The organism is Sphingobacterium deserti (genome assembly GCF_000757725.1).
Taxonomy (GTDB): domain Bacteria; phylum Bacteroidota; class Bacteroidia; order Sphingobacteriales; family Sphingobacteriaceae; genus Sphingobacterium; species Sphingobacterium deserti.
Genome location: NZ_JJMU01000062.1, coordinates 71728 through 94939 on the forward strand (window position 1 = coordinate 71728; position 23212 = coordinate 94939).

25 protein-coding genes and 1 other RNA gene are annotated in these 23212 nt (G+C 41.9%); 13 read left to right on the forward strand and 13 right to left on the reverse strand.

Annotation, left to right across the window (positions count from 1 at the left end):
• Nucleotides 1–5: 5 nt before the first annotated feature.
• The 4 genes from DI53_RS16410 to DI53_RS16425 all read right to left on the reverse strand — a co-directional run bounded on the left by DI53_RS16410 (nt 6) and on the right by DI53_RS16425 (nt 2662).
• Entirely contained in the window at nt 6–557 is a 552-nt protein-coding gene (locus DI53_RS16410) for a nucleotide exchange factor GrpE (RefSeq protein ID WP_117624906.1), read from the reverse strand.
• Between the two features lie 142 nt (nt 558–699).
• Entirely contained in the window at nt 700–1380 is a 681-nt protein-coding gene (locus DI53_RS16415; protein ID WP_037502248.1) for a cell division ATP-binding protein FtsE, read from the reverse strand.
• A 9-nt stretch (nt 1381–1389) separates the two neighbouring features.
• Nucleotides 1390–1593 carry a hypothetical protein gene (locus DI53_RS16420; protein ID WP_037502366.1) on the reverse strand — a complete coding sequence of 68 codons (204 nt, stop codon included), beginning with the start codon at nt 1591–1593 and terminating at the stop codon, nt 1390–1392.
• 55 nt (nt 1594–1648) lie between these two features.
• Complete coding sequence (locus tag DI53_RS16425; RefSeq protein ID WP_037502251.1) at nt 1649–2662, reverse strand: acyl-CoA reductase; 1014 nt, start codon at nt 2660–2662, stop codon at nt 1649–1651.
• 138 nt (nt 2663–2800) lie between these two features.
• Here DI53_RS16425 and DI53_RS16430 point away from each other — a divergent pair, with 138 nt between their 5' ends.
• On the forward strand, nt 2801–3151 hold the full coding sequence (locus DI53_RS16430; protein ID WP_037502254.1) for a 4Fe-4S dicluster domain-containing protein: 351 nt from the start codon (nt 2801–2803) through the stop codon (nt 3149–3151).
• A 137-nt stretch (nt 3152–3288) separates the two neighbouring features.
• Complete coding sequence (locus DI53_RS16435) at nt 3289–4725, forward strand: dicarboxylate/amino acid:cation symporter (protein ID WP_037502257.1); 1437 nt, start codon at nt 3289–3291, stop codon at nt 4723–4725.
• Nucleotides 4726–4902: 177 nt separating this feature from the next.
• Here DI53_RS16435 and DI53_RS16440 read toward each other — a convergent pair whose 3' ends face one another.
• On the reverse strand, nt 4903–6294 hold the full coding sequence (locus tag DI53_RS16440; protein WP_037502261.1) for an arginine decarboxylase: 1392 nt from the start codon (nt 6292–6294) through the stop codon (nt 4903–4905).
• A gap of 109 nt (nt 6295–6403) precedes the next feature.
• On the opposite strand from DI53_RS16440, the gene argS reads away from it, so the two are divergent.
• From argS to DI53_RS16460, 5 genes are all read left to right on the forward strand, one after another.
• Complete coding sequence (gene argS, locus DI53_RS16445) at nt 6404–8188, forward strand: arginine--tRNA ligase (RefSeq protein WP_037502264.1); 1785 nt, start codon at nt 6404–6406, stop codon at nt 8186–8188.
• Between the two features lies 1 nt (nt 8189).
• A complete protein-coding gene (locus DI53_RS16450; RefSeq protein ID WP_037502267.1) occupies nt 8190–9266 on the forward strand; it encodes a Gfo/Idh/MocA family oxidoreductase in 1077 nt (358 codons plus the stop codon).
• Nucleotides 9266–10459: a BaiN/RdsA family NAD(P)/FAD-dependent oxidoreductase gene (locus DI53_RS16455; protein WP_037502271.1), complete on the forward strand. Its 1194-nt coding sequence runs from the start codon at nt 9266–9268 to the stop codon at nt 10457–10459. The genes DI53_RS16450 and DI53_RS16455 overlap by 1 nt, the downstream gene beginning before the upstream one ends.
• 111 nt (nt 10460–10570) lie before the next feature.
• An RNA gene (gene rnpB, locus DI53_RS19740) (RNase P RNA component class A) lies at nt 10571–10952 on the forward strand.
• Nucleotides 10953–11009: 57 nt separating this feature from the next.
• Nucleotides 11010–12398 (forward strand): sigma-54-dependent transcriptional regulator, encoded by a 1389-nt coding sequence (locus DI53_RS16460; protein WP_037502274.1) that lies wholly within the window; start codon nt 11010–11012, stop codon nt 12396–12398.
• 36 nt (nt 12399–12434) lie between these two features.
• Here DI53_RS16460 and DI53_RS16465 read toward each other — a convergent pair whose 3' ends face one another.
• Both DI53_RS16465 and DI53_RS16470 read right to left on the reverse strand, forming a co-directional pair.
• Nucleotides 12435–12623, reverse strand: coding sequence for an LPXTG cell wall anchor domain-containing protein (locus DI53_RS16465; RefSeq protein ID WP_037502277.1), 189 nt, complete (start codon nt 12621–12623; stop codon nt 12435–12437).
• A gap of 143 nt (nt 12624–12766) precedes the next feature.
• The gene (locus DI53_RS16470; protein WP_037502280.1) at nt 12767–13606 is read right to left on the reverse strand and encodes an ATP cone domain-containing protein; all 840 of its coding nucleotides are present in this window, start codon (nt 13604–13606) and stop codon (nt 12767–12769) included.
• Nucleotides 13607–13676: 70 nt separating this feature from the next.
• Here DI53_RS16470 and DI53_RS16475 point away from each other — a divergent pair, with 70 nt between their 5' ends.
• Nucleotides 13677–14012 carry a YgaP-like transmembrane domain gene (locus DI53_RS16475; protein ID WP_241462455.1) on the forward strand — a complete coding sequence of 112 codons (336 nt, stop codon included), beginning with the start codon at nt 13677–13679 and terminating at the stop codon, nt 14010–14012.
• 86 nt (nt 14013–14098) lie between these two features.
• Here the strand turns inward: DI53_RS16475 and DI53_RS16480 are convergent, their stop codons facing one another.
• On the reverse strand, nt 14099–14293 hold the full coding sequence (locus DI53_RS16480; protein ID WP_037502282.1) for a hypothetical protein: 195 nt from the start codon (nt 14291–14293) through the stop codon (nt 14099–14101).
• Nucleotides 14294–14336: 43 nt separating this feature from the next.
• Here DI53_RS16480 and DI53_RS16485 point away from each other — a divergent pair, with 43 nt between their 5' ends.
• Nucleotides 14337–15023, forward strand: coding sequence for an SIR2 family NAD-dependent protein deacylase (locus tag DI53_RS16485; RefSeq protein WP_037502285.1), 687 nt, complete (start codon nt 14337–14339; stop codon nt 15021–15023).
• Between the two features lie 194 nt (nt 15024–15217).
• Here the strand turns inward: DI53_RS16485 and DI53_RS16490 are convergent, their stop codons facing one another.
• The 4 genes from DI53_RS16490 to DI53_RS16505 all read right to left on the reverse strand — a co-directional run bounded on the left by DI53_RS16490 (nt 15218) and on the right by DI53_RS16505 (nt 19283).
• A complete protein-coding gene (locus DI53_RS16490) occupies nt 15218–15466 on the reverse strand; it encodes a hypothetical protein (protein ID WP_037502288.1) in 249 nt (82 codons plus the stop codon).
• Nucleotides 15467–15631: 165 nt separating this feature from the next.
• Nucleotides 15632–16966, reverse strand: coding sequence for an NADP-specific glutamate dehydrogenase (gdhA, locus tag DI53_RS16495; protein WP_037502292.1), 1335 nt, complete (start codon nt 16964–16966; stop codon nt 15632–15634).
• A gap of 232 nt (nt 16967–17198) precedes the next feature.
• The gene (locus DI53_RS16500) at nt 17199–18254 is read right to left on the reverse strand and encodes an NAD(P)-dependent alcohol dehydrogenase (protein ID WP_037502295.1); all 1056 of its coding nucleotides are present in this window, start codon (nt 18252–18254) and stop codon (nt 17199–17201) included.
• Between the two features lie 183 nt (nt 18255–18437).
• On the reverse strand, nt 18438–19283 hold the full coding sequence (locus DI53_RS16505; RefSeq protein ID WP_052072498.1) for a helix-turn-helix domain-containing protein: 846 nt from the start codon (nt 19281–19283) through the stop codon (nt 18438–18440).
• A gap of 507 nt (nt 19284–19790) precedes the next feature.
• On the opposite strand from DI53_RS16505, the gene DI53_RS16510 reads away from it, so the two are divergent.
• From DI53_RS16510 to DI53_RS16525, 4 genes are all read left to right on the forward strand, one after another.
• Nucleotides 19791–20075: an SH2 domain-containing protein gene (locus DI53_RS16510; RefSeq protein WP_037502298.1), complete on the forward strand. Its 285-nt coding sequence runs from the start codon at nt 19791–19793 to the stop codon at nt 20073–20075.
• Between the two features lie 23 nt (nt 20076–20098).
• Complete coding sequence (locus DI53_RS16515; RefSeq protein WP_131555333.1) at nt 20099–20383, forward strand: hypothetical protein; 285 nt, start codon at nt 20099–20101, stop codon at nt 20381–20383.
• 271 nt (nt 20384–20654) lie between these two features.
• Complete coding sequence (locus DI53_RS16520; RefSeq protein WP_037502305.1) at nt 20655–21206, forward strand: hypothetical protein; 552 nt, start codon at nt 20655–20657, stop codon at nt 21204–21206.
• 319 nt (nt 21207–21525) lie between these two features.
• Nucleotides 21526–21795, forward strand: coding sequence for a hypothetical protein (locus DI53_RS16525; protein WP_037502308.1), 270 nt, complete (start codon nt 21526–21528; stop codon nt 21793–21795).
• Between the two features lie 212 nt (nt 21796–22007).
• On the opposite strand, the gene DI53_RS16530 is transcribed toward DI53_RS16525, so the two are convergent.
• Nucleotides 22008–23150 (reverse strand): PepSY-associated TM helix domain-containing protein, encoded by a 1143-nt coding sequence (locus DI53_RS16530; protein ID WP_037502311.1) that lies wholly within the window; start codon nt 23148–23150, stop codon nt 22008–22010.
• Between the last annotated feature and the right edge of the window lie 62 nt (nt 23151–23212).

Consider the following 23212-nt stretch of genomic DNA (forward strand, 5'->3'; position numbering starts at 1 on the left):
TTCTTTTATTGACCTATTACTACTTTAGCAAAACGAACTACCTTATCATTCAGAAAATATCCCTTTTCCACAACATCGATAACTTTATTTTTCAAATCTTCAGATGGCGATGGTATAGCGGTAATAGCTTCCTGGAATTCTGGGTCGAAAGGTTTTCCGATAATGTCATCCATTTCTTTTAGACCTTCCTGAAGCAAGGTTTTACGAAATTTCTGATTGACCAAATCAATGCCTTGTCTTACCGATTCAATGTCTTGCGTAGTTTGCATGGCAGACAATGCACGATCCAAATCATCTAAAACAGGTAGCAGCTTATTTAAAACATCTTTACTTGCCGATTGTATAAGCTCGACACGTTCTTTAGAGGTTCTCTTTTTATAATTATCAAATTCTGCGAATAATCTTGCATATTTGTCATTGGCCAAAGCCACTTCTTCTTTAAGTTTTTCTTCTTCGCTAGGCGCCGTCTGACTATCCGCTATTGCATTTTCTGATCCAAAATGATCTTGATTTTCCACGTTTTCGTCTTGAATATTGTTTTCCTGTTCGTTCATCATATCTAAAATAGTGTAGCTCTTGATAATACCCAAATGCGATAATCAATAATAACGCCATTGCATAAAAAACCGACACCCTGTCAGTCTATCAAAAAATAAACTACCAAAATGTCGGTTGACTGATGTTATGTCAGTTTGAACTTTATATTGCTACCTGATCATATAGGGCGGTGTCGGCAGTTTTAATAATACGCGCCGGCATATTTTTAATGATCTGGTAATCGTGTGTTGCCATCAATACCGCAGTTCCCGAGGCGGCAATATCCCGTAAAAGGAGTACAATTTCTTCGGAGGTTGCCGGGTCTAAATTTCCTGTAGGCTCATCCGCTAAAATAATCTCGGGGTTGTTTAGCAATGCCCTTGCGATAACAACACGTTGCTGTTCTCCACCTGAGAGCTCGTGTGGCATCTTTCTTAATTTCGAACGTAGTCCTACTTTTTCCAGTACGTCTAGCATACGGTTTTCAATAAGCCCGCGCTCCGTCCATCCGGTAGCTTTCAAAGCAAACTCGAGGTTCTTTTCTATAGTACGGTCGTTTAAAAGGTGAAAGTCCTGAAAAACGATTCCCAACTTCCGGCGTAGGAATGGCACATCATTCTCATGAAGCTTTTTTAAATCAAAGCCAGCCACCATACCTTCGCCGTTACCGATGTAAAGATCTCCGTAAATTATTTTTAGCAAACTACTTTTACCTGTACCAGATTGCCCGATTAGGTATAGGAATTCCCCTTGGTTGATATCCAAGTTTACGTGAGAAAGCACCAGGTGCTTTTGTTGATAAATATCTACGTTCTTTAATTTTATAACTGTATTCTCTATCATATTTACCGCTTAAACGTCAATTTTTTTTATTTGGCCAAATGGCATTTCATCCACAACTTGCATGATGTATGCCGCCTTATCTCCCAATCCGATTTTTTCTAAGGATTTGTCGGGTCTATCCACCCTAAAATATGCAAGAAGCGTGAAAGCCTCATCCCGCAATTGCACATAGTCGGGTATTTTGGCTACTCCCTTAACTTTTATCACATACATAAAAACAAAGTTAAAATATTTTGTGAAACCCGCGCTCATTATCCTGTACTATTTGCTAGGCCTGTGCAAAGAGAAATTCCAGTACATCTACACCATCTGCGTAATCTGTTAAGGCCGGGCACTGGCTTCCACCCAAAGAGAACGTTGGAATATTGCTTTCTATTGTTCCGTTGCTAACAATGCATTGAATCTTATCTGCTTGCTCCTGCAATGCCTGTTCTACATCGTGCAAATTGCGGTATGTTTCATAAAATAAGACCGCCAGTGGCGAAGCAATTCGGCTATCTTCCTTTACTAATAAAAAACCATTGTCAAAATGCTTATCGCCATTGATCAAATAGATTGACTTGTTATAATCGTAATTATTGCCATATTTGAAATGGTCACGCACATGTTCAAAAGGTTCGATAGCTTCAAAAAACTGCGATAGTTGAAATCCTTCTGGAATAAAAATCTTAGATACGGAGCGACAACCTAACCCGAAGTAATCGAAAATATCGTATCCAAGACGTTGTAATTCTTCCTTACTTTCCGTGCCGGTCAAAATTGCGACAGCATTTCTATTCTTCCGAATAATATGGGGTTTCTTTCCAAAATAATGTTCGAAATAGCGAGAGCTATTATCGCTGCCGGTAGCGATAATTAGATCATAGTCTGTCAAACGATCGATGACTTCTATTTTGGAGGCGAAACGCGGCTCTATACGGAGCAGTTCGTCTATAATAAATGGCGTTAAACCTGCATCATCTGATGATAGTTTGATTTTGGCCGAAAATCCTGAAATAAGAACCGCTAAGATATCTTGAAATCCGACGAGGGGGATATTGCCCGCTAATATAAGTCCGACACTTTTGTCGCTGTTTAGGTCAGGGTAGGAGGCTAACCATTCTGTGAGCGCGTCCTCCTTTAAATTGCTAGCTAAAGCAGTAATTTGTTTCCTGCTGTTGGGCAGTGTATACCAAGGGTTTTTGATCGCAGCAGCATGCAGCACCTCTTCCAATCGTTGCGTTTCCGATTGCAAAAAATTTCCTAGCGCTGCAAATGCTCCGATTCGTTGTTTCTTTGTCAAAATAGAATAATTTAGAATTGTTCTCTTATTTTTTTCCAGTATCTTTGTGTCTCTTAAGAATAACTACTAACTTTGTATAGTATTGTACTTGAGGAACGAGACAAAATTAGTTTATTTATTATAATTGTGAGGTTATAAATGGCAATTAAAATTACTGACGAATGTATAAATTGTGGGGCATGCGAGCCAGAATGCCCGAACAACGCGATATATGATGCTGGTGTGACTTGGAAGTTTTCAGAAGGCACGGCTTTGGAAGGGGTGATTGATTTTGGCGATGGCGTGACGTTAGATGCGAACGCCGATCAAGATGCTATTTCTGACGAGGTTTATTACATTGTTTCTGACAAATGCACGGAGTGTGTGGGCTTTCATGATGAGCCGCAATGTGCCGCAGTTTGTCCTGTCGACTGTTGTGTTGACGATGAGGAAGTTGTTGAAACGGAAGAAGAGCTTCTAGCAAAAAAAGCGTGGCTCCACGCCGAATAAAGAAACTTATATAACATGGTAAAGCACTATCTATTGATGGTGCTTTTTTTTTATAACGGTTTTAATACGATATACAATTTGGTATAAAAGCCAATTTTTATATTTTTGTTTCTTTAAGAAACGAAAAACAAGACTAAATGCTAAAAAAACAAGTTGGTTTTATTACCCTTTTTACAGTTTCGATCGCCATTATACTAACCTTAATTTATGAATTCAACTGGTTTACTATAAATCCGGATTTTATGATGGGTGTTCGATGGGTAGTCGCCGCCACTTTAACCTTAAATGCTCTTTTCCGCAAAAATCTGACCACCTGGATATTGACATGCCTTATTTTGGGCGTGTTTGTTGGTTTAGATTTTCCAGATTTGGCTAGATCGATGCAACCCTTGTCTCAGGGCTTCATCAAATTAGTGAAAACGATTGTAGGGCCTATTCTATTTGCTACCTTGGTGTTTGGTATTGCTGGGCATTCCGACTTAAAGTCAGTAGGGCGTATGGCTTGGAAATCAATGCTATACTTCGTTTCGGCTACAACCTGTGCGATCTTTATCGGTTTGATTGTCATCAATCTTACAAAAGCGGGTGTGGGTGTTGATGTGGCAAATATGCCGCACGAGGAGCTTCCTTCCGGTGCTACGATGGTTGACGCTGACCAAAAAGCGATGGAACATATTGCGCCCGAAGTGCATGGTGTGTACAAGTTCAACGCCTTTATTCGCGACACCTTCCCGGAGAACATTATCAAAGCTACTTACGAAAATAAAGTGTTACAGATTGTCGTGTTTGGCGTCATCTTCGGTATTGCTTTAGCATTGGTAGAAGAAAAGAAGCGAAAGCCTTTAGTCGATTTTACGGAAAGCCTTTCCGAGGCTATGTTTAAGTTTACAAATATTGTCATGCTCTTTGCACCGATCGGTGTCGGTGCAGCAATGGCGTATACGGTAGGCCATCTGGGTGTGGACATTTTAAAAAATCTGTTTATGCTTTTAGCAAGTCTTTACCTCGCGCTTATTCTATTCTTATCCTGTGTTCTTTTGCCAGTCGCTCTATTTCTCAAGATACCGGTTAAGCGCTTTATTGCAGCAATTAAGGAGCCTGTTTCCATCGCGTTCGCAACAACGAGTTCTGATGCCGCGCTACCGAAAGCGATGAGTGCTATGGAAAAATTTGGGGTGCCACGAAAGATTGTGTCGTTCGTTATTCCGACGGGCTATAGCTTTAATTTGGATGGAACATCTTTATACCTATCCCTAGCCTCCATATTTGTTGCACAAGCGGCGGGGATACCGTTGACAATCGGTCAACAGTTGCTAATAGCTTTCACCTTAATGATCACATCCAAGGGCGTTGCTGCCGTTCCGCGAGCTTCTCTTATCGTACTGATCGCTACTGCAGATCAATTTGGGTTGCCCACGTTCGTGATCGCTGCAATATTGGGTATCGATGAGTTGATGGACATGGCTCGGACCTCCGTTAATGTCATTGGAAATTGTCTGGCTACCGTTGTTGTTGCCAAATGGGAGGGCGAATTTGATGAAGATGCGCCGTATCGCGAAATAGAAGAGGAGTAGCGTCACGTATTTATTGCAGAAGGTGCGGATGATACCGTGCTGCTTTTTTTGCTTTACGCTAGCCAGATATAGTAGAAATACACCGAAGAAGGGCGCCGATTGTTGTTGGCGCCCTTCTTATTAAAAAAGCCGTTCGTTTTAGCGAGCGGCTTTTGTGTATCTGCGAGTCAGGAATAACTATTGGTAACCCAACAACTTCATCACCTGTTTCGAATTTTGCTCTTCACCGAAGACCTCATAGTTGAACGTCTCATCGCGATTGCGACGCACCAGTACATGCTTAGGGGATGGGAGTAAACAATGATGTATACCACCGTATCCACTCAACACATCCTGATAAGCACCCGTATGGAAGAATCCTAGGTATTGTACTTTACGCGTCTTCGGCATAAATACCGAGTTCATGTGTGCTTCCTGGTTATAGTAATCCTGCCCATCGCAGGTGATTCCACCCAAGTTTACGCGTTCATATTCTGAATCCCAGTTATTTATCGGAAGGAGGATGTATTTTTGGTTTAACGCCCAAACGTCTGGAAGGTTCGTGATGAATGAACCATCAATCATAAACCATTTCTCGCGGTCGTTCTGCTGTTTCCGACCCAAAACTTTGTACAGGATACCAGACGCCTCAGCTACTGTGTATTTTCCAAATTCCGTGATAATATCGGGTTCAATGACTTCGTGGTGCGCACATATTTGTTTTATACGGTTTACAATCTCGTTAACCATATATTCATAATCAAAATCGTGCACCAGTGAGTCTTTAAAAGGCATACCACCACCAATGTCCAGCGTATCCAAATCTGGATTTACCTTTTTGAACTTACAATACAGCGTCACGTATTTTTCAAGCTCATTCCAATAATAAGGTGTATCTGAAATTCCCGAATTGATAAAGAAATGGAGTAACTTAACTTTAAAATTAGGGTTATCCGCTACTTTATTATTATAGAAATCAATAACGTCTTCCTGCCTAATGCCTAGCCGGGATGTGTAGAACTGTGAATCAGGTTGCTCCTCCGAAGCAATTCGAATGCCCAAAGCACAAGGTTCCTCCAGCTCAATCTCGTCATCATACAAGTTGAATTCTTCCTTATTATCTAAAACAGGAATAATGTTTTTGTATCCATCATGGATCATGTCAATGATATACTGCTTGTACTGGTACGTTTTAAAGCCGTTACATATGACCGTGATGTCCTTGGTCACCGTGCCTTGGCGTTCCAGGGAATCAATCATCGGCATATCAAAAGCAGAAGAGGTTTCCAAATGTATCCCATTTTTCAAGGCCTCTTCAACGATGTGTTTAAAGTGTGAAGACTTCGTACAATAACAATATTTATATGACCCGCGATAGTTATGTTTCAGAATGGCTGTTTGAAACAAAATTTTCGCTTGCTGAATTTTTTTACTGACAATAGGTAAATAGGTAAAACGTAAGGGAGTGCCGTACGTCTCTATCATCTCCATCAAATTCAAATCGTTGAAGTACAATTCGTCGTCGATAATCTCGAATCCGTCTTGTGGAAAACCAACACTTAAGTCAAGAAATTCCTGATAGCTCTGCATTTTTTATTATTTTTGGCAAAGATATACTTTCATCATGAATACCGTACTATTAGCTACGATATTTTTAAGATTCATTATCAGAAAGTTATAAAAATTACGAAATAATTACATGGCTTATTCTATTCAAAACAAGTTAATAAACGATACCCTTAAAGCTGTCAAAGAACTTTACGCTGCTGATGTTCCCGAAGCACAAATTACATTGCAGGAGACAAGGAAGGAGTTCGAGGGACATATCACTATCGTGGTGTTTCCCTTCACCCGGTTTTCAAAAAAATCGCCCGAGCAGACAGGTTCAGAGATAGGTGAATGGCTTCGCAACAATGTTCAGGAGATTTCCTACTTTAATGTGATAAAAGGCTTTTTAAACATCAGTTTGTCTGATCACTATTGGATAGATGTTGTCAATACAGCCTTATTAAAGCCTGATTTTGGTATCTACCCTGCAAATGGGAAGCGCCTGATGGTGGAATATAGCTCTCCTAATACAAATAAACCGCTCCACCTCGGCCATATCCGCAACAACTTGTTAGGTTTCTCCGTTGCCGAAATCTTAAAGACCTATGGTTACGACGTTATCAAAGCAAATCTCGTCAACGACCGTGGTATTCACATCTGTAAGTCTATGCTGGCTTGGCAAAAGTTCGGCCATGGGGAGACGCCGACTTCCTCTGGATTGAAAGGCGACCACTTGGTTGGGAAATACTACGTTATTTTCGACAAGGAATACAAGAAAGAGATTGAAGCGCTTGTAAGCGACGGTGCTACAGAAGAAGAGGCTAAGAAGCGTGCGCCATTGATCAAAGAAGCCCAACTGATGTTGCAAAAATGGGAGGCTGCAGATACCGAAGTGATTAACCTTTGGAAAACGATGAACGGCTGGGTATATGATGGCTTTGAAAAAACATATAAGCAACTGGGCGTTGATTTCGATAAATTTTATTACGAGTCAAATACCTATTTATTAGGCAAAGATATTATACAGGATGGACTAGATCGTGGGGTGTTCTTTCGCAAAGAGGATAACTCCGTGTGGATTGATCTTACGGATGAAGGCTTAGATCAGAAATTGGTATTGCGCGGGGATGGCACATCCGTATATATCACGCAGGATTTGGGGACGGCACAGCTGAAATACGATGATTTCGGAATGGATGAATCGATCTATGTGGTAGGTAACGAACAGGATTATCATTTCAAAGTGCTTTTTCTTATTTTGAAGAAGCTAGGAAAAGCTTGGGCGGAAGGCCTTTTCCACCTTTCCTATGGCATGGTGGACCTGCCATCTGGAAAGATGAAGTCTCGCGAAGGTACAGTTGTAGATGCGGACGACCTGATGGAAGAGATGCTAGCTACGGCTAAAGCACGTACCGAAGAACTTGGCAAAACGGAAGGTTTGACAGAGGAGGAGAAAGCTGAACTTTATAACACCATTGGCATGGGAGCGCTGAAGTATTTCCTGCTAAAGGTAGATCCAAAAAAACGCTTGTTATTCGATCCGGCAGAATCTGTCGATTTTCAAGGACATACGGGACCATTTATACAATATACACATGCGCGGATAAAATCAGTGCTTAAAAAAGCTGATTTTGATATGTCAAATGCTATAGGACAGCCAGCAACACTATCTACGTTTGAACAGGAATTGGTGCAAGCCTTAAGTAATTATCCGGCTGTTATCGAAGCCTCGGCAAAGGAGTTTTCGCCAGCCCAATTGGCAAACTATGCCTATGATATTGCTAAACTCTATAACAAGTTTTACCACGAGGAAACAATCTTAAAAGCCGAAGATGTCGATGTTAAGAATTTTCGTCTGCACTTGTCGGCCGTGGCGGCGCGCGTGATTTCGGAAAGTATGCGCATGCTCGGGATTACTGTTCCAGAAAGAATGTAACATGAAGAAGATAAAAATTGGACTTATCGGGTTTTCGATTGGAGGGCAGGTTTTTCATGCACCGTTTATTGCTGGAAACCCACAGCTGGAGCTTTATAAGGTAACGGCCAGGAAAGATGAGCAAAAGAAGCTCTTAGCGACGCGTTATCCGCAAGCTATTGCGGTAGAAAGTGCAGAGGATATCATAAACGACAGCTTGGTGGAGTTGGTGGTCGTGGCTACATCCAACGATGTGCATTACGCTTTGGCTAAGCAAGCTTTGCAAGCTGGTAAACATGTGGTGGTAGAAAAGCCATTCACCAATACTAGTGCGGAAGCTGATGAACTTATTGATCTAGCCAAAGAAAAGGGGCTACTATTAACGGTACATCATAATGCTCGCTTCCATTCCGATTTCAAAACCGTTTCAAAAGTCATTCAATCTGGCGTATTGGGCCCGTTGGTAAACTATGAAGCCCGCTACGATCGTTTTCGAAACTACCTGAGAGTAGGGGCTTGGCGGGAGGAAGATCTTCCGGGTTCGGGCATTCATTACGATCTCGGCGCGCACCTACTGGACCAGGCGCTTCAGCTTTTTGGCGCTCCAGAGTGGATTTTTGCAGATCTACGGAAACAGCGAGAGGGCGCGAAAGCTGTTGATGATTTCGAGTTTATTTTAAGCTACCCACAGCTCAAAGTATCGCTTAAAGGACAAATGTTAGCAAAAGAACCTACGGCCCGTTATGCTCTTTATGGCTGGAACGGTTCGTTCGTCAAGCCGGGCACAGATCCACAGGAAGAATTACTAAGAGCCGGAATATTGCCGCACGAGGTGGCGAACTGGGGACGGGAAGATGCTGTAAATCACGGTCGTCTATCCATACTGGATAAGGGAAAGGATGCGGAGAAGACAGTTGAAAGTGAGCTTGGCTCTGGTCCTGATTTTTACGCAAATGTTGCTACATTTCTTAACGGAGGGGCGCCGCTACTGATTACTGCGGAACAGGGCAGAGATGTTATCCGGGTATTGGAAGCTGCAGAAGAATCCTGGAGAGAGAAGAAAGCAATCTCCTTAAAAGATACATTACGCGCCTATTAATGGATTATGATGGATTGATTATTGGCGGCGGCGCCTGTGGACTTATGTGTGCTGCGCAGGCGGGGCTGTTGGGTAAGCGGACATTGTTATTGGAAAAAAATGATAAAGTAGGCGCAAAAATCCTTATTTCCGGCGGTGGCCGATGCAATTACACCAACCTTCATACCGACATCCACAACTTTGTCTCAGAAAATCCCGATTTTCTTCATGCGGCATTTTCAAAATGGACTGTAGACGACACCATACAGTTCTTTAAATCTTTTGGAAACATCATCGGCGAAGAAAAAACATTAGGACAACTTTTTCCCCGATCGAATAAAGCGAAGGATATTGTCGCCGTCTTCACCAAGCTGATGTTTGAGACCCAACAAGATGTTTGGCTGAATGCAGAGGTAAAAGCTATCGACCAGGATGGAGGAGCCTACGTGGTCACATTGATGCATGAGGGCAGAGAGCGGCGTATCGTCAGTAAAAAGGTTGTCATCGCTTCCGGTGGTTTGCCTGTAGCAAAGCTGGGCGCCTCGGATTTCGCGCTACGTACAGCACGGAAATTTGATATTCGTATTGTAGATACCGCCCCGGCACTCGTGCCTTTAACTATTACCGGAAAAGATGCCAACTGGTACGCATCCTTAGCTGGTAATGCAGTTTTTTCCCGGGTCTCTAACAAGCATATTACATTTGAAGAGAACATTCTTTTTACGCACTGGGGATTGAGCGGTCCCGCTATATTACAACTCTCTTCCTATTGGAGAGCAGGCGAACTGTTTACCATCAATCTTTTGCCGCATCGGGATATGAATACGCTCATCAAAGAGGAACGAGCAGCAGGAGGCAAGCGTACCGTGAGCCAGCTATTGCAAATGCATTTTACAAAGAAGATGGTGGAGGCGCTTGGTAAGTTTTTACCTATTGATCTAAAGATTGCTTCACTTAGTAAAGCCGATGCCAAATTAATTTGGGAAACCATTCACCATTTTGAGGTGAAACCAGCCGGGGACAAGGGCTATGATAAAGCGGAGGTCATGCGGGGCGGCATTGCAACAGACGAGCTTGACGCAAAGACATTGGAAAGCAAAAAATTTAAAGGGTTATACTTCGGTGGCGAGGCGGTTGACGTGACGGGCTGGCTTGGTGGTTTTAATTTCCAGTGGGCATGGGCATCCGGCTATGCCATCGCACAAGATCTGTAATATTGATATCAAATACCTCCGTTTTATCTTCTAAATACGGCGGAAACAGCTCCAGCAAAACGCCATTTAAAAAATTAGGCATTCAGACTAAAAATAGTACCTTTGCAGCTGAAGCAAACTGGTTCTATCGCTGTCCTTGTATTATAGGAAAGAGGAAAGTCCGGGCAACATAGAGCAACACGCTTCCTAACGGGAAGGCTCTTAAACTTTGAGAGACAGAAAGTGCCACAGAAAATATACCGCTACAGTTTTCTGTAGTAAGGGTGAAAACGTGAGGTAAGAGCTCACGGTATTGTATGGCGACATGCATTACGGTAAACCTCGTGTGTTGAAAAACCAAATAGGTTGCGAAGGTGAGGGCTGCTCGTCTTCTATCGTCTCGACGGTATTCGCAATGGGTAGGTTGATGGAGCTTACATGTGAATGTAAGTCTAGATAAATGATAGAAATCCTGCAAAGGATACAGAACCCGGCTTACAAGGTTTGCTTCTTTTTTGTAAATTATTCCATTATTTACTATTTTGTTTGACTATTACCAAGAAAAAAATATATGACAACAATCCTGATTATCGACGATGAACGTCCAATACGGAGTTCACTGCGTGATATATTAGAATATGAAGATTACAAAGTTTTGGACGTTGATAACGGGCTTGAAGGTCTGGAGGTACTAAAGAAAGAAAAAATCGACTTGGTGCTTTGCGATATCAAAATGAACAAAATGGACGGCATGGAAGTGCTCACTGCTGCGCAGGAGATCACGGATACGCCGTTTATCATGATTTCAGGTCATGGCACGATCGAAACGGCGGTTGAGGCTGCCCGTAGAGGTGCTTATGACTTTCTAGAAAAACCCCTAGATCTTAACCGTTTACTGATTACGGTGCGCAACGCGCTGGAAAAAGGTACGCTGGTTAAGGAAACCAAGGTGTTAAAGAAAAAGGTTTCCAAAACGAAGGAAATTTTAGGAGCATCTTCCGGTATCCGATTGATTAAAGAAACCATCGAACGCGTCGCGCCGACTGATGCACGAGTTTTGGTGACCGGAGAAAATGGATCTGGTAAAGAGCTTGTTGCACGCTGGTTGCACGAGAAGTCCAATCGTTCTACATCGCCACTGGTGGAGGTGAATTGTGCGGCTATTCCTTCTGAACTTATTGAATCAGAACTTTTCGGACATGAAAAGGGATCATTTACCTCGGCTGTAAAACAACGTATTGGTAAATTTGAACAAGCGAACAACGGTACACTCTTTCTCGATGAGATTGGCGACATGAGCCTTTCCGCACAAGCTAAGGTGCTGCGTGCATTGCAGGAAAATAAAATCACGCGTGTAGGTGGCGAAAAGGAAATTGATGTTAATGTGCGTGTTATTGCAGCAACGAATAAAGACCTATTGAAGGAGATCGATGCCGGTAATTTCCGTATGGACCTTTACCACCGCCTAAGTGTTATCCTGATACATGTACCTTCGTTAAACGAGCGTTCAGATGATATTCCACTTATTGCGACCAGTTTTTGTGAAGAAATTTGTGGCGACTACAACATCCCTACCAAAGAGATTACAGTGCAGGCTATGCAGGCATTACAAGCCTTGCCTTGGACAGGAAATATTCGTGAGCTACGTAACATGATTGAGCGTCTAGTTATTTTAAGCGATAAGAAGATCACCGATCGTGATGTTAGTCTTTACGCTAATCCGTCGAAACAGCCTGGAGCAGCCGGTAATGTAAGTGAGGCTAAAAATGGAGGTGGTGGATTTGAATTTGATGTTTTTGAGTCTTTCCAAGAATTTAAAGATCATGCTGAAAAAGAATACATAAACTTCAAACTTGATAAAAATGCATGGAATGTTTCGAAGACTGCCGATGAAATAGGTATTCAACGAAGTCATTTATACCATAAGATAGAGAAATTCGGTCTTAAACGAGTGGATTAAAAAGAAAAGCTGTGGAAATTTCCACAGCTTTTCTTTTTAATCGTTAAATTTCCGCTTTTGTCTGCGGTATAAAACAATAATAATAACAATCAATATAACTACTCCAACAATGATAGCGGCGGTAGGCGATGTTTCCTGAGATGTCACCGACGCAATATGCTTCGACTGTGCTTGGATAGCAAGGGATAAGTAACTAAATAATATTAAAAGACTTGCTTTTCTCATAACCTAATCATTTTAAATTTATAATTTCGATAATATAACTTTTTTTGTTTGGTAAACAAAATTGTAGTGCAAAAAGCGAACCGCTTTTCATAAAATCCGAGGAAAGATGAAAAGTGACCCTTGTTTTGTGTGAAATAAAGTTACTAACGTTCGATAGCTGTATGGAGAAGTTCACTAGCTTCCTGCATAATTCGCTTACGTTTTTCATTATCTGCCTGCAAATGGTCGAGAAACTTTGGTATGTGTATTAAGTCTTGCACCAATATGCATTCGTTTTTTAATAGTGTAGCTTTATCGAGTTTTGCTAAAGTAGTAAGGCAGGTGATGGGGTAAAGTCCTTTATGGTCAACACGCTCTTTAATACTTTTTTCTGGAGGATAATCCCAGGCCAGTAAGTTTAATTTATAATAGGAGCCAAACGTTTTGGAATCTAGTGTTAAATGGGCATTCGTCACCAACCAGCCATCCGTTATTTCCTGTGACTTTCCAAAAAATGTATAACGCATCCCCTTAATATCATGCAGACGCGATAAGAAATACATGGGGGTGGTGACAGATATCTTAGCATCCACGTCGTTGCGAAATTTGCATTCAATAGCTAGGAGTTCATTACCTTTCGATGCGATGACATCTATTTCGTGCGTTATCGCACGGCCTTGAATGGTTTGGCTGGTGGTCGTTTGATAACCATCATCCGCGAATAATTTCCCTATCCATCGCTCAAAATAGAAACCTTCGGGACCTAATTCTTGAAGTGCTTTTTTCAAAGCGTAGCGTGCGGCGTGCGCACCCTTCTGCTGTTTCAGGCTGTCGAAGGCCATCTCATACAATTCGCCTGTACTGATGCCGTCATAAAGCTTGCTTTGGATCTCCTTATACACGTGTTCCACTTGCGATTCAGTAGCTCCGGAACGAAATAGGGAATGCCTTAAGCTATTTGGGTCGAAGGGAACAAGCTCACCCGAATATTTTTTTACCTGCATGTGTATATAATTGCGTTATCGATTTTACGAAAAATTGGGAAGTTTTACAAATGCCGTAAAACATTTTAAATTGGCTGACTGTTATCCTAATAAAACTAAAGCTATGGGAATTTTAGATCTAACAATTGATAAGGTTAAAGAAAAAATAGATGAAGCTTGTGAGCACGGTCAAATATCGAATTCAGAACGTGTCCTGTCTGTAGTAGCCGGCGGCTTTATTTTGGGATGTGCGGTTAAGCGTGTTTTGAAGAAGCCTCTAACTGCAGTATCATGTCTCACCTTGGGAGCGGCATTAGTTACGCGCGGAATCACGGGTAAGTGTGCCGTAAAGGGCGCTTTGGACGCATCCGGTGAGAGCGATGAAAAGGATGTCACAATCATCGAACACAGACACTTCGTTAAATAGTAAATGTAGTGTGAAATCATTTGTTTTGCGTTAATCGTGAAAGAATAAGGATGTGGCGACCATATATAATGGTCGCCCTTTTTGCGTTAGAAGTAGTATTTGGGAGGGGCTTCGTAAAATAGGATCTGTCTTTCGAAGCGCTTGGCTAGGTTTTCATTCGGTAGTAGGGAGTGATGCGTTCTTGCTACTTTAGCTGCAATAGATGTACCTTGCTGCTTCGTGAAAAAGAAGGGCGTGGGATAACGTGCTATAGATATTAGCGGCGCCGATGCAATAGTCATTGTTGCTGTAGCAAATTATTAACTTTGTTGTTATACAAAAATTATGGCTAAAAATTTAGTAGTTTTTACTGGTGCCGGTATATCGGCAGAAAGCGGATTGAAAACTTTCAGGGGCTCGGGCGGACTCTGGGAAGGGTACAATATAGAAGAGGTAGCAACTCCTGACGGTTGGAAGAAAGACGTCAAAAAGGTTTTGGAATTTTACAATACCAGACGGCAGCAATGTATCGCAGCAAATCCGAATGCGGCACACTTGGCACTTCGGGAATTGGAGAATGATTTTCAAGTACAGATCATCACACAGAATATAGATGATCTGCATGAACGTGCTGGTAGTAAAAATGTATTGCATTTACATGGCGAGATACGTAAGGCCCAATCTTCCCTCAATCCGCGTTTCGTATACGAGATGGATACTGATACAATCAGCATAGGCGATACTTGCGAACTTGGTTCACAACTGCGGCCGCATGTTGTATGGTTTGGTGAAGCTGTTCCAAATTTGGAGCGGGCTGCGCGCTTGACTAGAGAAGCCGATATATTTGTCGTCATTGGGACTTCTTTGCAGGTATACCCAGCTGCAAATTTGCTGTATGAAGTCCGACCGGGCTGTGAGGTGTTCTTAATCGATCCAAACGCAGAAGCATTAGGCTTTGACTCCGGTATCAAGCGCATAGCAGCAACGGCTACGGAAGGGGTCGCAATTTTGCGCAAATTGTTGACAGAATAATATTCGGAATGTACATTTTTATCGTTGGTTACGAGTGATTTATGAAATATTATCTAAATATTTTATTCATGTAAATCTTTCCGATTCGTTTGTCAATAAAGAAGGGAGCAGAATATTATTCTGCTCCCTTCTTTAATCTTATATTACTTATTGTTAATCAAATACTTGTGATGATTATGTGTATAGATACTAAATCAAGATTCATAACGTTTATAGGCTTCTATAAATGATGCCCGCATTACGTTAAAACTGTCTAGTACAGCTTGGATGAATGTATCATCTAAAAGCTCGAATACACCGTTCACTCCACCGATAACATCTGTCTCTGCAACTTTGTAAGACTGCTCTAACGTGCCCTGCTCAAATTTTATAATAAACTTTTGATTCATGGCGAAAATGGATATTTTACAATCGGGATGGGGAAGTTCAGCTATGATGCGCATTTTAAAAAGTAAAAAGTAAAAATTCAAAAGTAATAAGTCAAAAGTGACAAATTAAAAAGTCAAAATTGAAAAGTCAAAATTGAAAAGTCAAAAATGACAAATTAAAAAGTCAAAAGTTATAAGTCAGATGTCAAAATCGAAGAATCAAAATTGATTGATCTATTACTAAACTAGCCCTTGTGCTTTCATCGCGGAGGCTACCTTAATGAATCCGCCGATATTCGCTCCTTTAAGATAGTTGATATGCTGGCCTTTTTCCTTACCATATTCCACGCATGTTTCGTGGATACGTGCCATAATTCCCTGCAGTTTGCTATCCACCTCTTCGCGTGTCCATTGCTCGCCAATCCAGTTTTGTGACATTTCTAATCCTGATACGGCTACACCACCAGCATTAGCTGCTTTGCCAGGGGCGAAGTAGACTTTCGCGTCCTGAAAGATATGGATAGCTTCAGCTGTAGAAGGCATGTTTGCGCCCTCCGCTATACAAATACATCCTTGCTCGAGCAACAACTTGGCATCTTTCGCATCAAGCTCATTCTGCGTGGCGCAAGGTAGTGCGATATCACAAGCAAAATGCCATGGTTTCTTATCGGTGTGGAACGAAGCTGAACCGTATCTTTTAGTATACTCGTTTATATCGCGCCCTAATGTATTGATATGTGCCAGTTTATCGCTATCAAAACCTTCTGGGTCGTAAAGTGTACCCGTACTGTTCGATAGGGTAATAACTTTTGCGCCAAGCTGCAGCGCCTTCTCCGCAGCAAAGTAAGCGACATTTCCAGCACCGGAAATAGCAACCTGCTTACCGGTGAGCGCATCGTTGTTGTGTTTTAATATCTCTTGCACAAGATAGAGCAATCCATAGCCCGTTGCTTCTGGACGAATATTGGACCCGCCCCAAGCTTTCCCTTTGCCAGTTAATACTCCAGTGAAAGCATTTTGAAGACGTTTGTATTGCCCAAAGAGATAGCCTATCTCGCGCTCACCAACTCCAATATCGCCTGCTGGAACATCTGTTTCGGAGCCCACATGGCGAAAGAGCTCTGTCATAAAACTTTGGCAAAAACGCATAATTTCTGCATCCGACTTTCCTTTGGGGTCAAAGTCGGATCCACCTTTGCCGCCGCCCAAAGGGATGCCTGTCAAGCTGTTTTTAAAAACCTGTTCGAAGGCTAAGAACTTTAATATGCTGAGGTTGACAGTAGGAGAAAAACGCAGTCCTCCTTTGTACGGTCCAATAGCGCTATTCATTTGCACGCGGTAGCCACGGTTCACCTGTACCTCGTTATTGTCATTCAACCAGCTGACACGAAAGGAAATAACGCGTTCAGGTTCAACCATACGTTCTAATATTTTAAGATCATTCCATTCTGGATGATATTCATTTAAATAGGGGATAACGTCTTCGGTTACCTCAGTTACGGCCTGTAAAAATTCGGGTTCGTTGGGATTTCTCTTTCCAACGTATTCAATAAAGCTTTTAAAATCAAGCGACATATAGTAAAAGTTTTGGTTCAGACATAGACTTATCTTGCTAAAGTATTAATTTTTGACGGGTTTTCCTGAAAGAATCTTTATGAGAAATAGCAGTAAGTTTTGCCAATAATCAAACGCGTAAAAGCATAATGCCAAGAAGCCTAAACTGACAAAGTCCCTGCCCGTCGGTTTTACCGCGGAGCAGGGACTTTTTGATATTGCTGTTGAATAATAGTTAAATGCTTAAGAATGCTTAATTTTTCAGTGAAGCCATATCAATCACAAAACGGTATTTGACATCACCTTTAAGTAATCGCTCGTAAGCGCTATTAATGTCCTGCATATTTATAAGTTCAATATCCGAAGTGATGTTGTGCTCACCGCAAAAATCTAACATTTCCTGCGTCTCCTTGATGCCGCCGATCATGGATCCAGAGAAGCTTTTACGTGCCGGGATGAGGCTAAATGGTGCTACAGGTAGCGGGTTTTCCGGCGCACCAACTAATGTCAGGGAACCATCTCGCTTCAATAGGCTTAAATACGCGTTGATGTCGTGCGATGCCGATACACAATCTAATATAAAGTGTAGGCTTCCAGCATTTTTACGCATCTGATCTGCATCGGTAGATAAGATAATTTCATCAGCGCCCAGACGTTTGGCGTCCTCAACTTTTGCAGCGGATGTTGTAATAACCACCACATGTGCACCCATAGCTTTTGCTAGCTTCACGCCCATATGTCCTAGACCGCCAATGCCAACGATACCTACTTTTTTTCCTGGCCCAACGTTCCAGTGACGTAGCGGGGAGTAGGTTGTAATTCCTGCACACAGGAGCGGCGCCGTAGCTGCAAGATCAAGGTTTTCAGGCACACGCAGCGTGTAGCTTTCGTCAACTACGATGGTTTGCGAGTAGCCGCCAAAGGTTTGCACACCTAAATGTGCATCCGGTGAATTATACGTTCCAATGTTGCCCTTCTCACAATACTGCTCTAAGCCTTCCTTGCAACTTTCACACTCGCGGCAGCTGTCTACCATACAGCCCACGGCCGCAAGGTCTCCGACTTTAAACTTGTTTACGTTCTCACCAACCTTGGTTACGCGGCCGACGATTTCATGACCCGGAACGTTTGGGTAGATGGTATTATGCCACTCGTTACGCGCGGTGTGTAAGTCTGAATGACAGACTCCGCAAAACAGAATTTCAATTTCAACGTCAGTGGCTGTTACTGCTCTGCGTTCAATGTTAATTTCCTTTAAATCTGCTTCCGCCGCATCCGTCCCGAATGCTTTTACTGAAAATGTACTCATAAGGATAGTTTTTATGTTTTTGTTGTTTGTTCCTGCCCGTTGACAGCGCTATTATGGAAACACTTATTTTTCTGAACTGTTTTCATCAGCATCAACGGGCGCAGTTATTTAACATCAAACTTACAATTAACTGCCTATAATCACATTGCTCTGCGGCTCAAAGTCTGTTGTTTAAAAGCTCAGTTATGCGGAAAATCTAACGGATGTGGGCGAAATGCCGTATTGCTTCTTGAAAGCGGTGGAAAAATGTGAATAGTTTTTAAAACCCACTTCGACAAAGACTTCCTTTGCTTTCTTATTTTCTTCCTTCAATTTTAAATAGGCTGCTTCTAACCGTTTTTTGATTAACCAGCGTTGTGGGCTGAGGTTGCTTATCTTTTTGAAATCTCGCTTGAATGTAGCTAGGCTACGTCCTGTGTAAGCGGCAATTTGTTCGATACGGAGATCGTCCATATAGCTTTCGTTCAAGAACTCCAAGATGTCGATTTTCCAAGGTTCCGTAAAATCAAACAAAATAGGGAAGAAGCTATCTGCATTATTTAGCAGGGCATATATACCTTCCTGGATTTTCAATTGTGCAACATGCGCACTGAGTTTAGTTTGATCATCGAAATAGGGCGATAACGATTGAAACAGGCTAATTATTGCCGGGCCAGATTCCAGTTTAAGGACATTGTCTTCCATCAAGACGATGTTCTTTGGGATCTCGCTCTTGCTCATTCTGCTGTGCATCTCGCGCAGCACTTTGCGGTTAAGCACTAGGGATATGCCTTTGTAATGCTCTTCGCCTACATTGTTCTTGTGCATGAGCATACGATGGTTCCGCCTTATAAAAGCACATTCGCCAGCTTTTATCGTTGTTATCTTACTTCCATCTTCGATGACTTGCTCACCAGAATACAGATAGAGCAGCACATGCTCGGGCACGGCATGAAAGCATTTTTTTTGGTACTCTGTAAAACAGGAGAGAAAAATACCTGACTGACTTATCGTGTTTGTCGTCAGGCTATTACTAGATGCTGTCGCCATTCTTTGGGTATAATAAAATGCAAATGTAGCAAATGAATAGGAAACGTGGTTTGCCGAGCGGCTCAAAAATTGTTATTGTTAAGGACGAAGAGCCCGCAGGAAATTAGATCAAAGAGCTAGTCTAATTTACTTATTATTTTTCAACACTTTGTATTAGAAACCAGATGATAGTAACTCCAATGGCAAGTATACCTATACTTAAGGCGATGATATGTTTGGAAGAGTGGATATAGTATCTTAATTAAACATTTGTAGAATGTGGGTTTTAGACAAACTTACACACTTAAATTTAGGTTTAGTCTATTTATCATTATACTTGCAATATTTGTTATCAAATAAACACGAATGGTTATACATCACATTTTGCTACTACCGTTTTTATTTTGCCTATATCTTACATCACTGAAGGAGCCAGAACGCTTCTCTCAGGACGCTATCCAGCCTGCTCCATAGAAAAACACACGTTGGATTTTACGAAAGGAATTCGATACTTTCACGCAAGCGTATATGGACCTGCCTGTGGCCGACACGTTGCAATTTCTTAATGAAGGATTAAAGTTCAACGGAAAGCTCATCGGCTCTTATGAACTCGATAACGAAGAACGTATACTGAGTATAATGCTGAATGGAAAATCACAACCTGCTTTTGCGCTATACAAAATCGACTCTGCATACCATTATCGATATACGCTGGATAACGAAGAGCACCTGCAACTGACAACGTTGGACGAGCGTGAAGGAGATTCGCTAATCACCGTAGAAGGTAAGGCTCTACTTTTAGAGGCATTATAATTATATAACGAAAACATTTTCATATGTCAAATAAAGGATTGATTTGCCTGATGCTCTTGATGACCCTAGTGGTATACACGCCCATCCTGTGGGTATGTGTTAAAACGCATCGTTCTGTCGTATTTTTTATCCTTATGCTCTTGGGAAACCTTGGCGTGATATACCACCTGGCGAGCACGATGCAGCAGGTAGCGAACAATGCGGATCCGCAAGCAGGAATGGGCGCCGCGTTATATCTAATAGTGTCCATAGGCATCTTTGCGGCTTTACTGCTTTCGGCTATTCTCATATTCTTTTTGAAGAAGTAACTAAGCCTTCTCGGATACGGCTTTTCCTTAAAATTGCTTACCTTATTGCGTTGGGACTCTCCGAACTGCAGATAGGGATTTTCGCATTCTAAACGATAGCTGTATTTTTTTGTGATTTTTCGATGCAAATATTGGCGACGGGACTGATTTTTGTATAAGGTTTGCCTTGCCGTATAGCAGATAGACACTGAAGCCAAATCCAGAATTCCTACGGCTTCTGATGCTGAAGTATCGCTATACATTAACACCTTAACATTTATTATTTATTACCATGAAGAACAAGTACACCATTTTTAAGTTGCCATTAATCCTTACCATTTTAGTATTCGCATTTTTTACAAGCTGCAACCGACCATCTCCCGATCAGTTTTTTCAAACCACTATCTTAAACACCAATATTTTGCATGAGTTTGGTTCTGAACGGTATACAAAAAGCCTGCTTGCTGAAACAGTTGAGTTTGCCGATATGCCCGACAGTAAGAAAAAAGGAAATGAGGCACAGCAGGTTGTAGAATTAAAAATAGCATACATCGAACAAACTATTAAAAAGATCGAAGATAATGAAGCACCCGATGAGGACGGGGAAGTTATTAAACAAAAATCGTTGGAGCTTTTTAATTACGTTTTGCCCGTATACAAAAAGGACTATCTCGAACTCGCTGCTATGTGTGATAAAAAGCAATCGGAGAACGAAATTAGTGAAAAGTCAGACAATATCATCCAAACTTATGCCCCTACTTTTGAAGAGAAATATGTTAATCTGATAGGGCTTGGAGAACAGTATGCCTCCAAACATAATATAAATGCCTCATTTGGCAATTAAGAACCAAATTGGTCTCAATAGCAATGGCGCCACTGTTTAGGCGCCATTTGCTATTTCCTATTTTTTACGCTCCATATACCATCTTCCTAGAACTAGTAAAATGCTTATATGTTTGTTACACGACATTAGATTTTTGCTTATCGGGAGACACGGCATCCCAGGAATGTCTTTCAACCTGCTGGATAGCTTGCACCTTTTCTCATCTTAAATTGGATAAGATTCTCCACCCAACGGATAATATAAGCAGCTTACCAGGGATCTTTCTACAACAAATACTGCATTTGATAAAACCAAATCGGTTTGATAGTGTTCGGATGGTATGAAAATTACGGGAAGCGAAGACATTATAGGTGGTATTTTAGATGCGTTGGATGATAGTGTATTTGGCGCTGGCATAAAGACATCGCACAATATTGCTTTCGAATTTAATGACCTCGATAGCGTTGTGGAGTTCAAACGCAAAGATAAAGAACCCGTATGCGCCGAAGATGCTTTTTGGCTGGGCTTCGTCGCAAAAAGTTTTGTAGGTCAAGAAATTAAAACGAAACGCAAGCATCCTGTTGAGAGCGGCCTTTCTGCTATAGACTAACTCCGCTTTTTGATTCCAGTGAAAAGTAGCTAGTTGTTAGTGCGCGTTAAGGCAAAACCGTTAGCGAACATCAAGGCAGGATAACGCGGAGTGACCAACCGAAGATTTCCTCTTACTAACATTTCGTTTCCATACTTTCCTGAAGCCGCCTTTTTCAAACATAATCACCTTCTTAACCATGCTATTATCGCTCTTTTTAGTGGGTTGCATCGTCAGGTCAGTACAGCTTTGTTAAACTTTTTTATGCTTTTAGTCGTTTTTCTACGTTTATGCCACCACACGTAAAAACCAGTAATAGGCAATGTCGCACAGATCAGGCTAGCCAGGAAGTATAAAATCTTAGTGGTGAGGCCGCCGATGTATCCCGTGTGGAGCCCGAAGTTTAAACGGGAGATCCATTCGCCGTTAGTAGCTTCGCCGATCGGTTTTTGCGAGGAAGGTAGCAATTCCATCGAATGCCGGTCGAAACGCAGATCGCGCCAGCTACCTCGATACATATCTGTACAAGCATAAACTACATCCTCGTCTTCTTCAGGAATGTGTACAATCACGGCATCTTTGTTTTCTCTAGCGATTTTTGTGCGAACTTTGCTCCATATAGCGTCTGCAACCACGAGTGCATCGGTTTTAGCTTGGAGTTTATTTTCAACAGCTGTGGTCGTTTGTCTCGGCGGTCGTGGGTAGCCGCCGGCTAGTTCAACAACAGATTTCCGCAACCAAGGGAAAGACATCATCATTGCTGTAAAAGCCATGACGAGTGCCAATATGAGTGAGTAAAACCCCAATACATTATGCAGGTCGTAGTTGATACGTTTCCATTTTGCCTTCCAATTTATAGTTAAGCTTTGTTTTACCATGCGCTTGTTCCAACGTTTTGGCCACCATAACACGATGCCCGAGAGGGTGATCACAAAGAACAGCAGTGTCGCCCATCCTACAATGGGCCGCCCGATATCGCGGGGAAGCCACAAATGCCTATGTCCTTCATCCATAAAATGGAAGAAATCTTCATGGTCTACTTCTGCTATAATACGCGCATTGTATGGGTTCACAAACAGCAGCGTATCGCCGTGGTTCACACTTATCTTAACCGGTTTTCCATGCCCATAATACCAAAAGCTCTCCATTTCCCTATCCGGATGTGACGCCTTAAGTCGCTGGTAGAGCACACTAGGTGGTAATAATTCATTTGCAGCACCATTCGTCGGTGAGACGCTATATAGCCAAGAGTACTTAATCTCTTCTTCAAATACGAGTGCGCAGCCAGTGATAGAGAGTATCACGACAATAATTCCCGATGCCAGTCCCAGCCAAAGATGAAGCCAAGCATTGATCTTTACTATTATTTTTTTCATGTTTACAAAATCTCTTCAGGATAGGTGTTAAAAAATATCCTCCTGCCCATGGACGGGGAAGG

Coding starts and splice junctions, on each gene's coding strand:
- DI53_RS16465 (WP_037502277.1), bottom strand. CDS start 12,623: ATGAGAAAAGCAAGTCTTTTAATATTATTTAGTTACTTATCCCTTGCT.
- DI53_RS16440 (WP_037502261.1), bottom strand. CDS start 6,294: ATGCAGAGCTATCAGGAATTTCTTGACTTAAGTGTTGGTTTTCCACAA.
- DI53_RS16415 (WP_037502248.1), bottom strand. CDS start 1,380: ATGATAGAGAATACAGTTATAAAATTAAAGAACGTAGATATTTATCAA.
- gdhA (WP_037502292.1), bottom strand. CDS start 16,966: ATGTCGCTTGATTTTAAAAGCTTTATTGAATACGTTGGAAAGAGAAAT.
- DI53_RS16520 (WP_037502305.1), top strand. CDS start 20,655: ATGAAGAACAAGTACACCATTTTTAAGTTGCCATTAATCCTTACCATT.
- DI53_RS16500 (WP_037502295.1), bottom strand. CDS start 18,254: ATGAGTACATTTTCAGTAAAAGCATTCGGGACGGATGCGGCGGAAGCA.
- DI53_RS16515 (WP_131555333.1), top strand. CDS start 20,099: ATGTCAAATAAAGGATTGATTTGCCTGATGCTCTTGATGACCCTAGTG.
- DI53_RS16435 (WP_037502257.1), top strand. CDS start 3,289: ATGCTAAAAAAACAAGTTGGTTTTATTACCCTTTTTACAGTTTCGATC.
- DI53_RS16485 (WP_037502285.1), top strand. CDS start 14,337: ATGGCTAAAAATTTAGTAGTTTTTACTGGTGCCGGTATATCGGCAGAA.
- DI53_RS16470 (WP_037502280.1), bottom strand. CDS start 13,606: ATGCAGGTAAAAAAATATTCGGGTGAGCTTGTTCCCTTCGACCCAAAT.
- DI53_RS16525 (WP_037502308.1), top strand. CDS start 21,526: ATGAAAATTACGGGAAGCGAAGACATTATAGGTGGTATTTTAGATGCG.
- DI53_RS16450 (WP_037502267.1), top strand. CDS start 8,190: ATGAAGAAGATAAAAATTGGACTTATCGGGTTTTCGATTGGAGGGCAG.
- DI53_RS16410 (WP_117624906.1), bottom strand. CDS start 557: ATGATGAACGAACAGGAAAACAATATTCAAGACGAAAACGTGGAAAAT.
- DI53_RS16420 (WP_037502366.1), bottom strand. CDS start 1,593: ATGTATGTGATAAAAGTTAAGGGAGTAGCCAAAATACCCGACTATGTG.
- DI53_RS16490 (WP_037502288.1), bottom strand. CDS start 15,466: ATGCGCATCATAGCTGAACTTCCCCATCCCGATTGTAAAATATCCATT.
- DI53_RS16530 (WP_037502311.1), bottom strand. CDS start 23,150: ATGAAAAAAATAATAGTAAAGATCAATGCTTGGCTTCATCTTTGGCTG.
- DI53_RS16505 (WP_052072498.1), bottom strand. CDS start 19,283: ATGGCGACAGCATCTAGTAATAGCCTGACGACAAACACGATAAGTCAG.
- DI53_RS16480 (WP_037502282.1), bottom strand. CDS start 14,293: ATGACTATTGCATCGGCGCCGCTAATATCTATAGCACGTTATCCCACG.
- argS (WP_037502264.1), top strand. CDS start 6,404: ATGGCTTATTCTATTCAAAACAAGTTAATAAACGATACCCTTAAAGCT.
- DI53_RS16510 (WP_037502298.1), top strand. CDS start 19,791: ATGGACCTGCCTGTGGCCGACACGTTGCAATTTCTTAATGAAGGATTA.
- DI53_RS16455 (WP_037502271.1), top strand. CDS start 9,266: ATGGATTATGATGGATTGATTATTGGCGGCGGCGCCTGTGGACTTATG.
- DI53_RS16460 (WP_037502274.1), top strand. CDS start 11,010: ATGACAACAATCCTGATTATCGACGATGAACGTCCAATACGGAGTTCA.
- DI53_RS16430 (WP_037502254.1), top strand. CDS start 2,801: ATGGCAATTAAAATTACTGACGAATGTATAAATTGTGGGGCATGCGAG.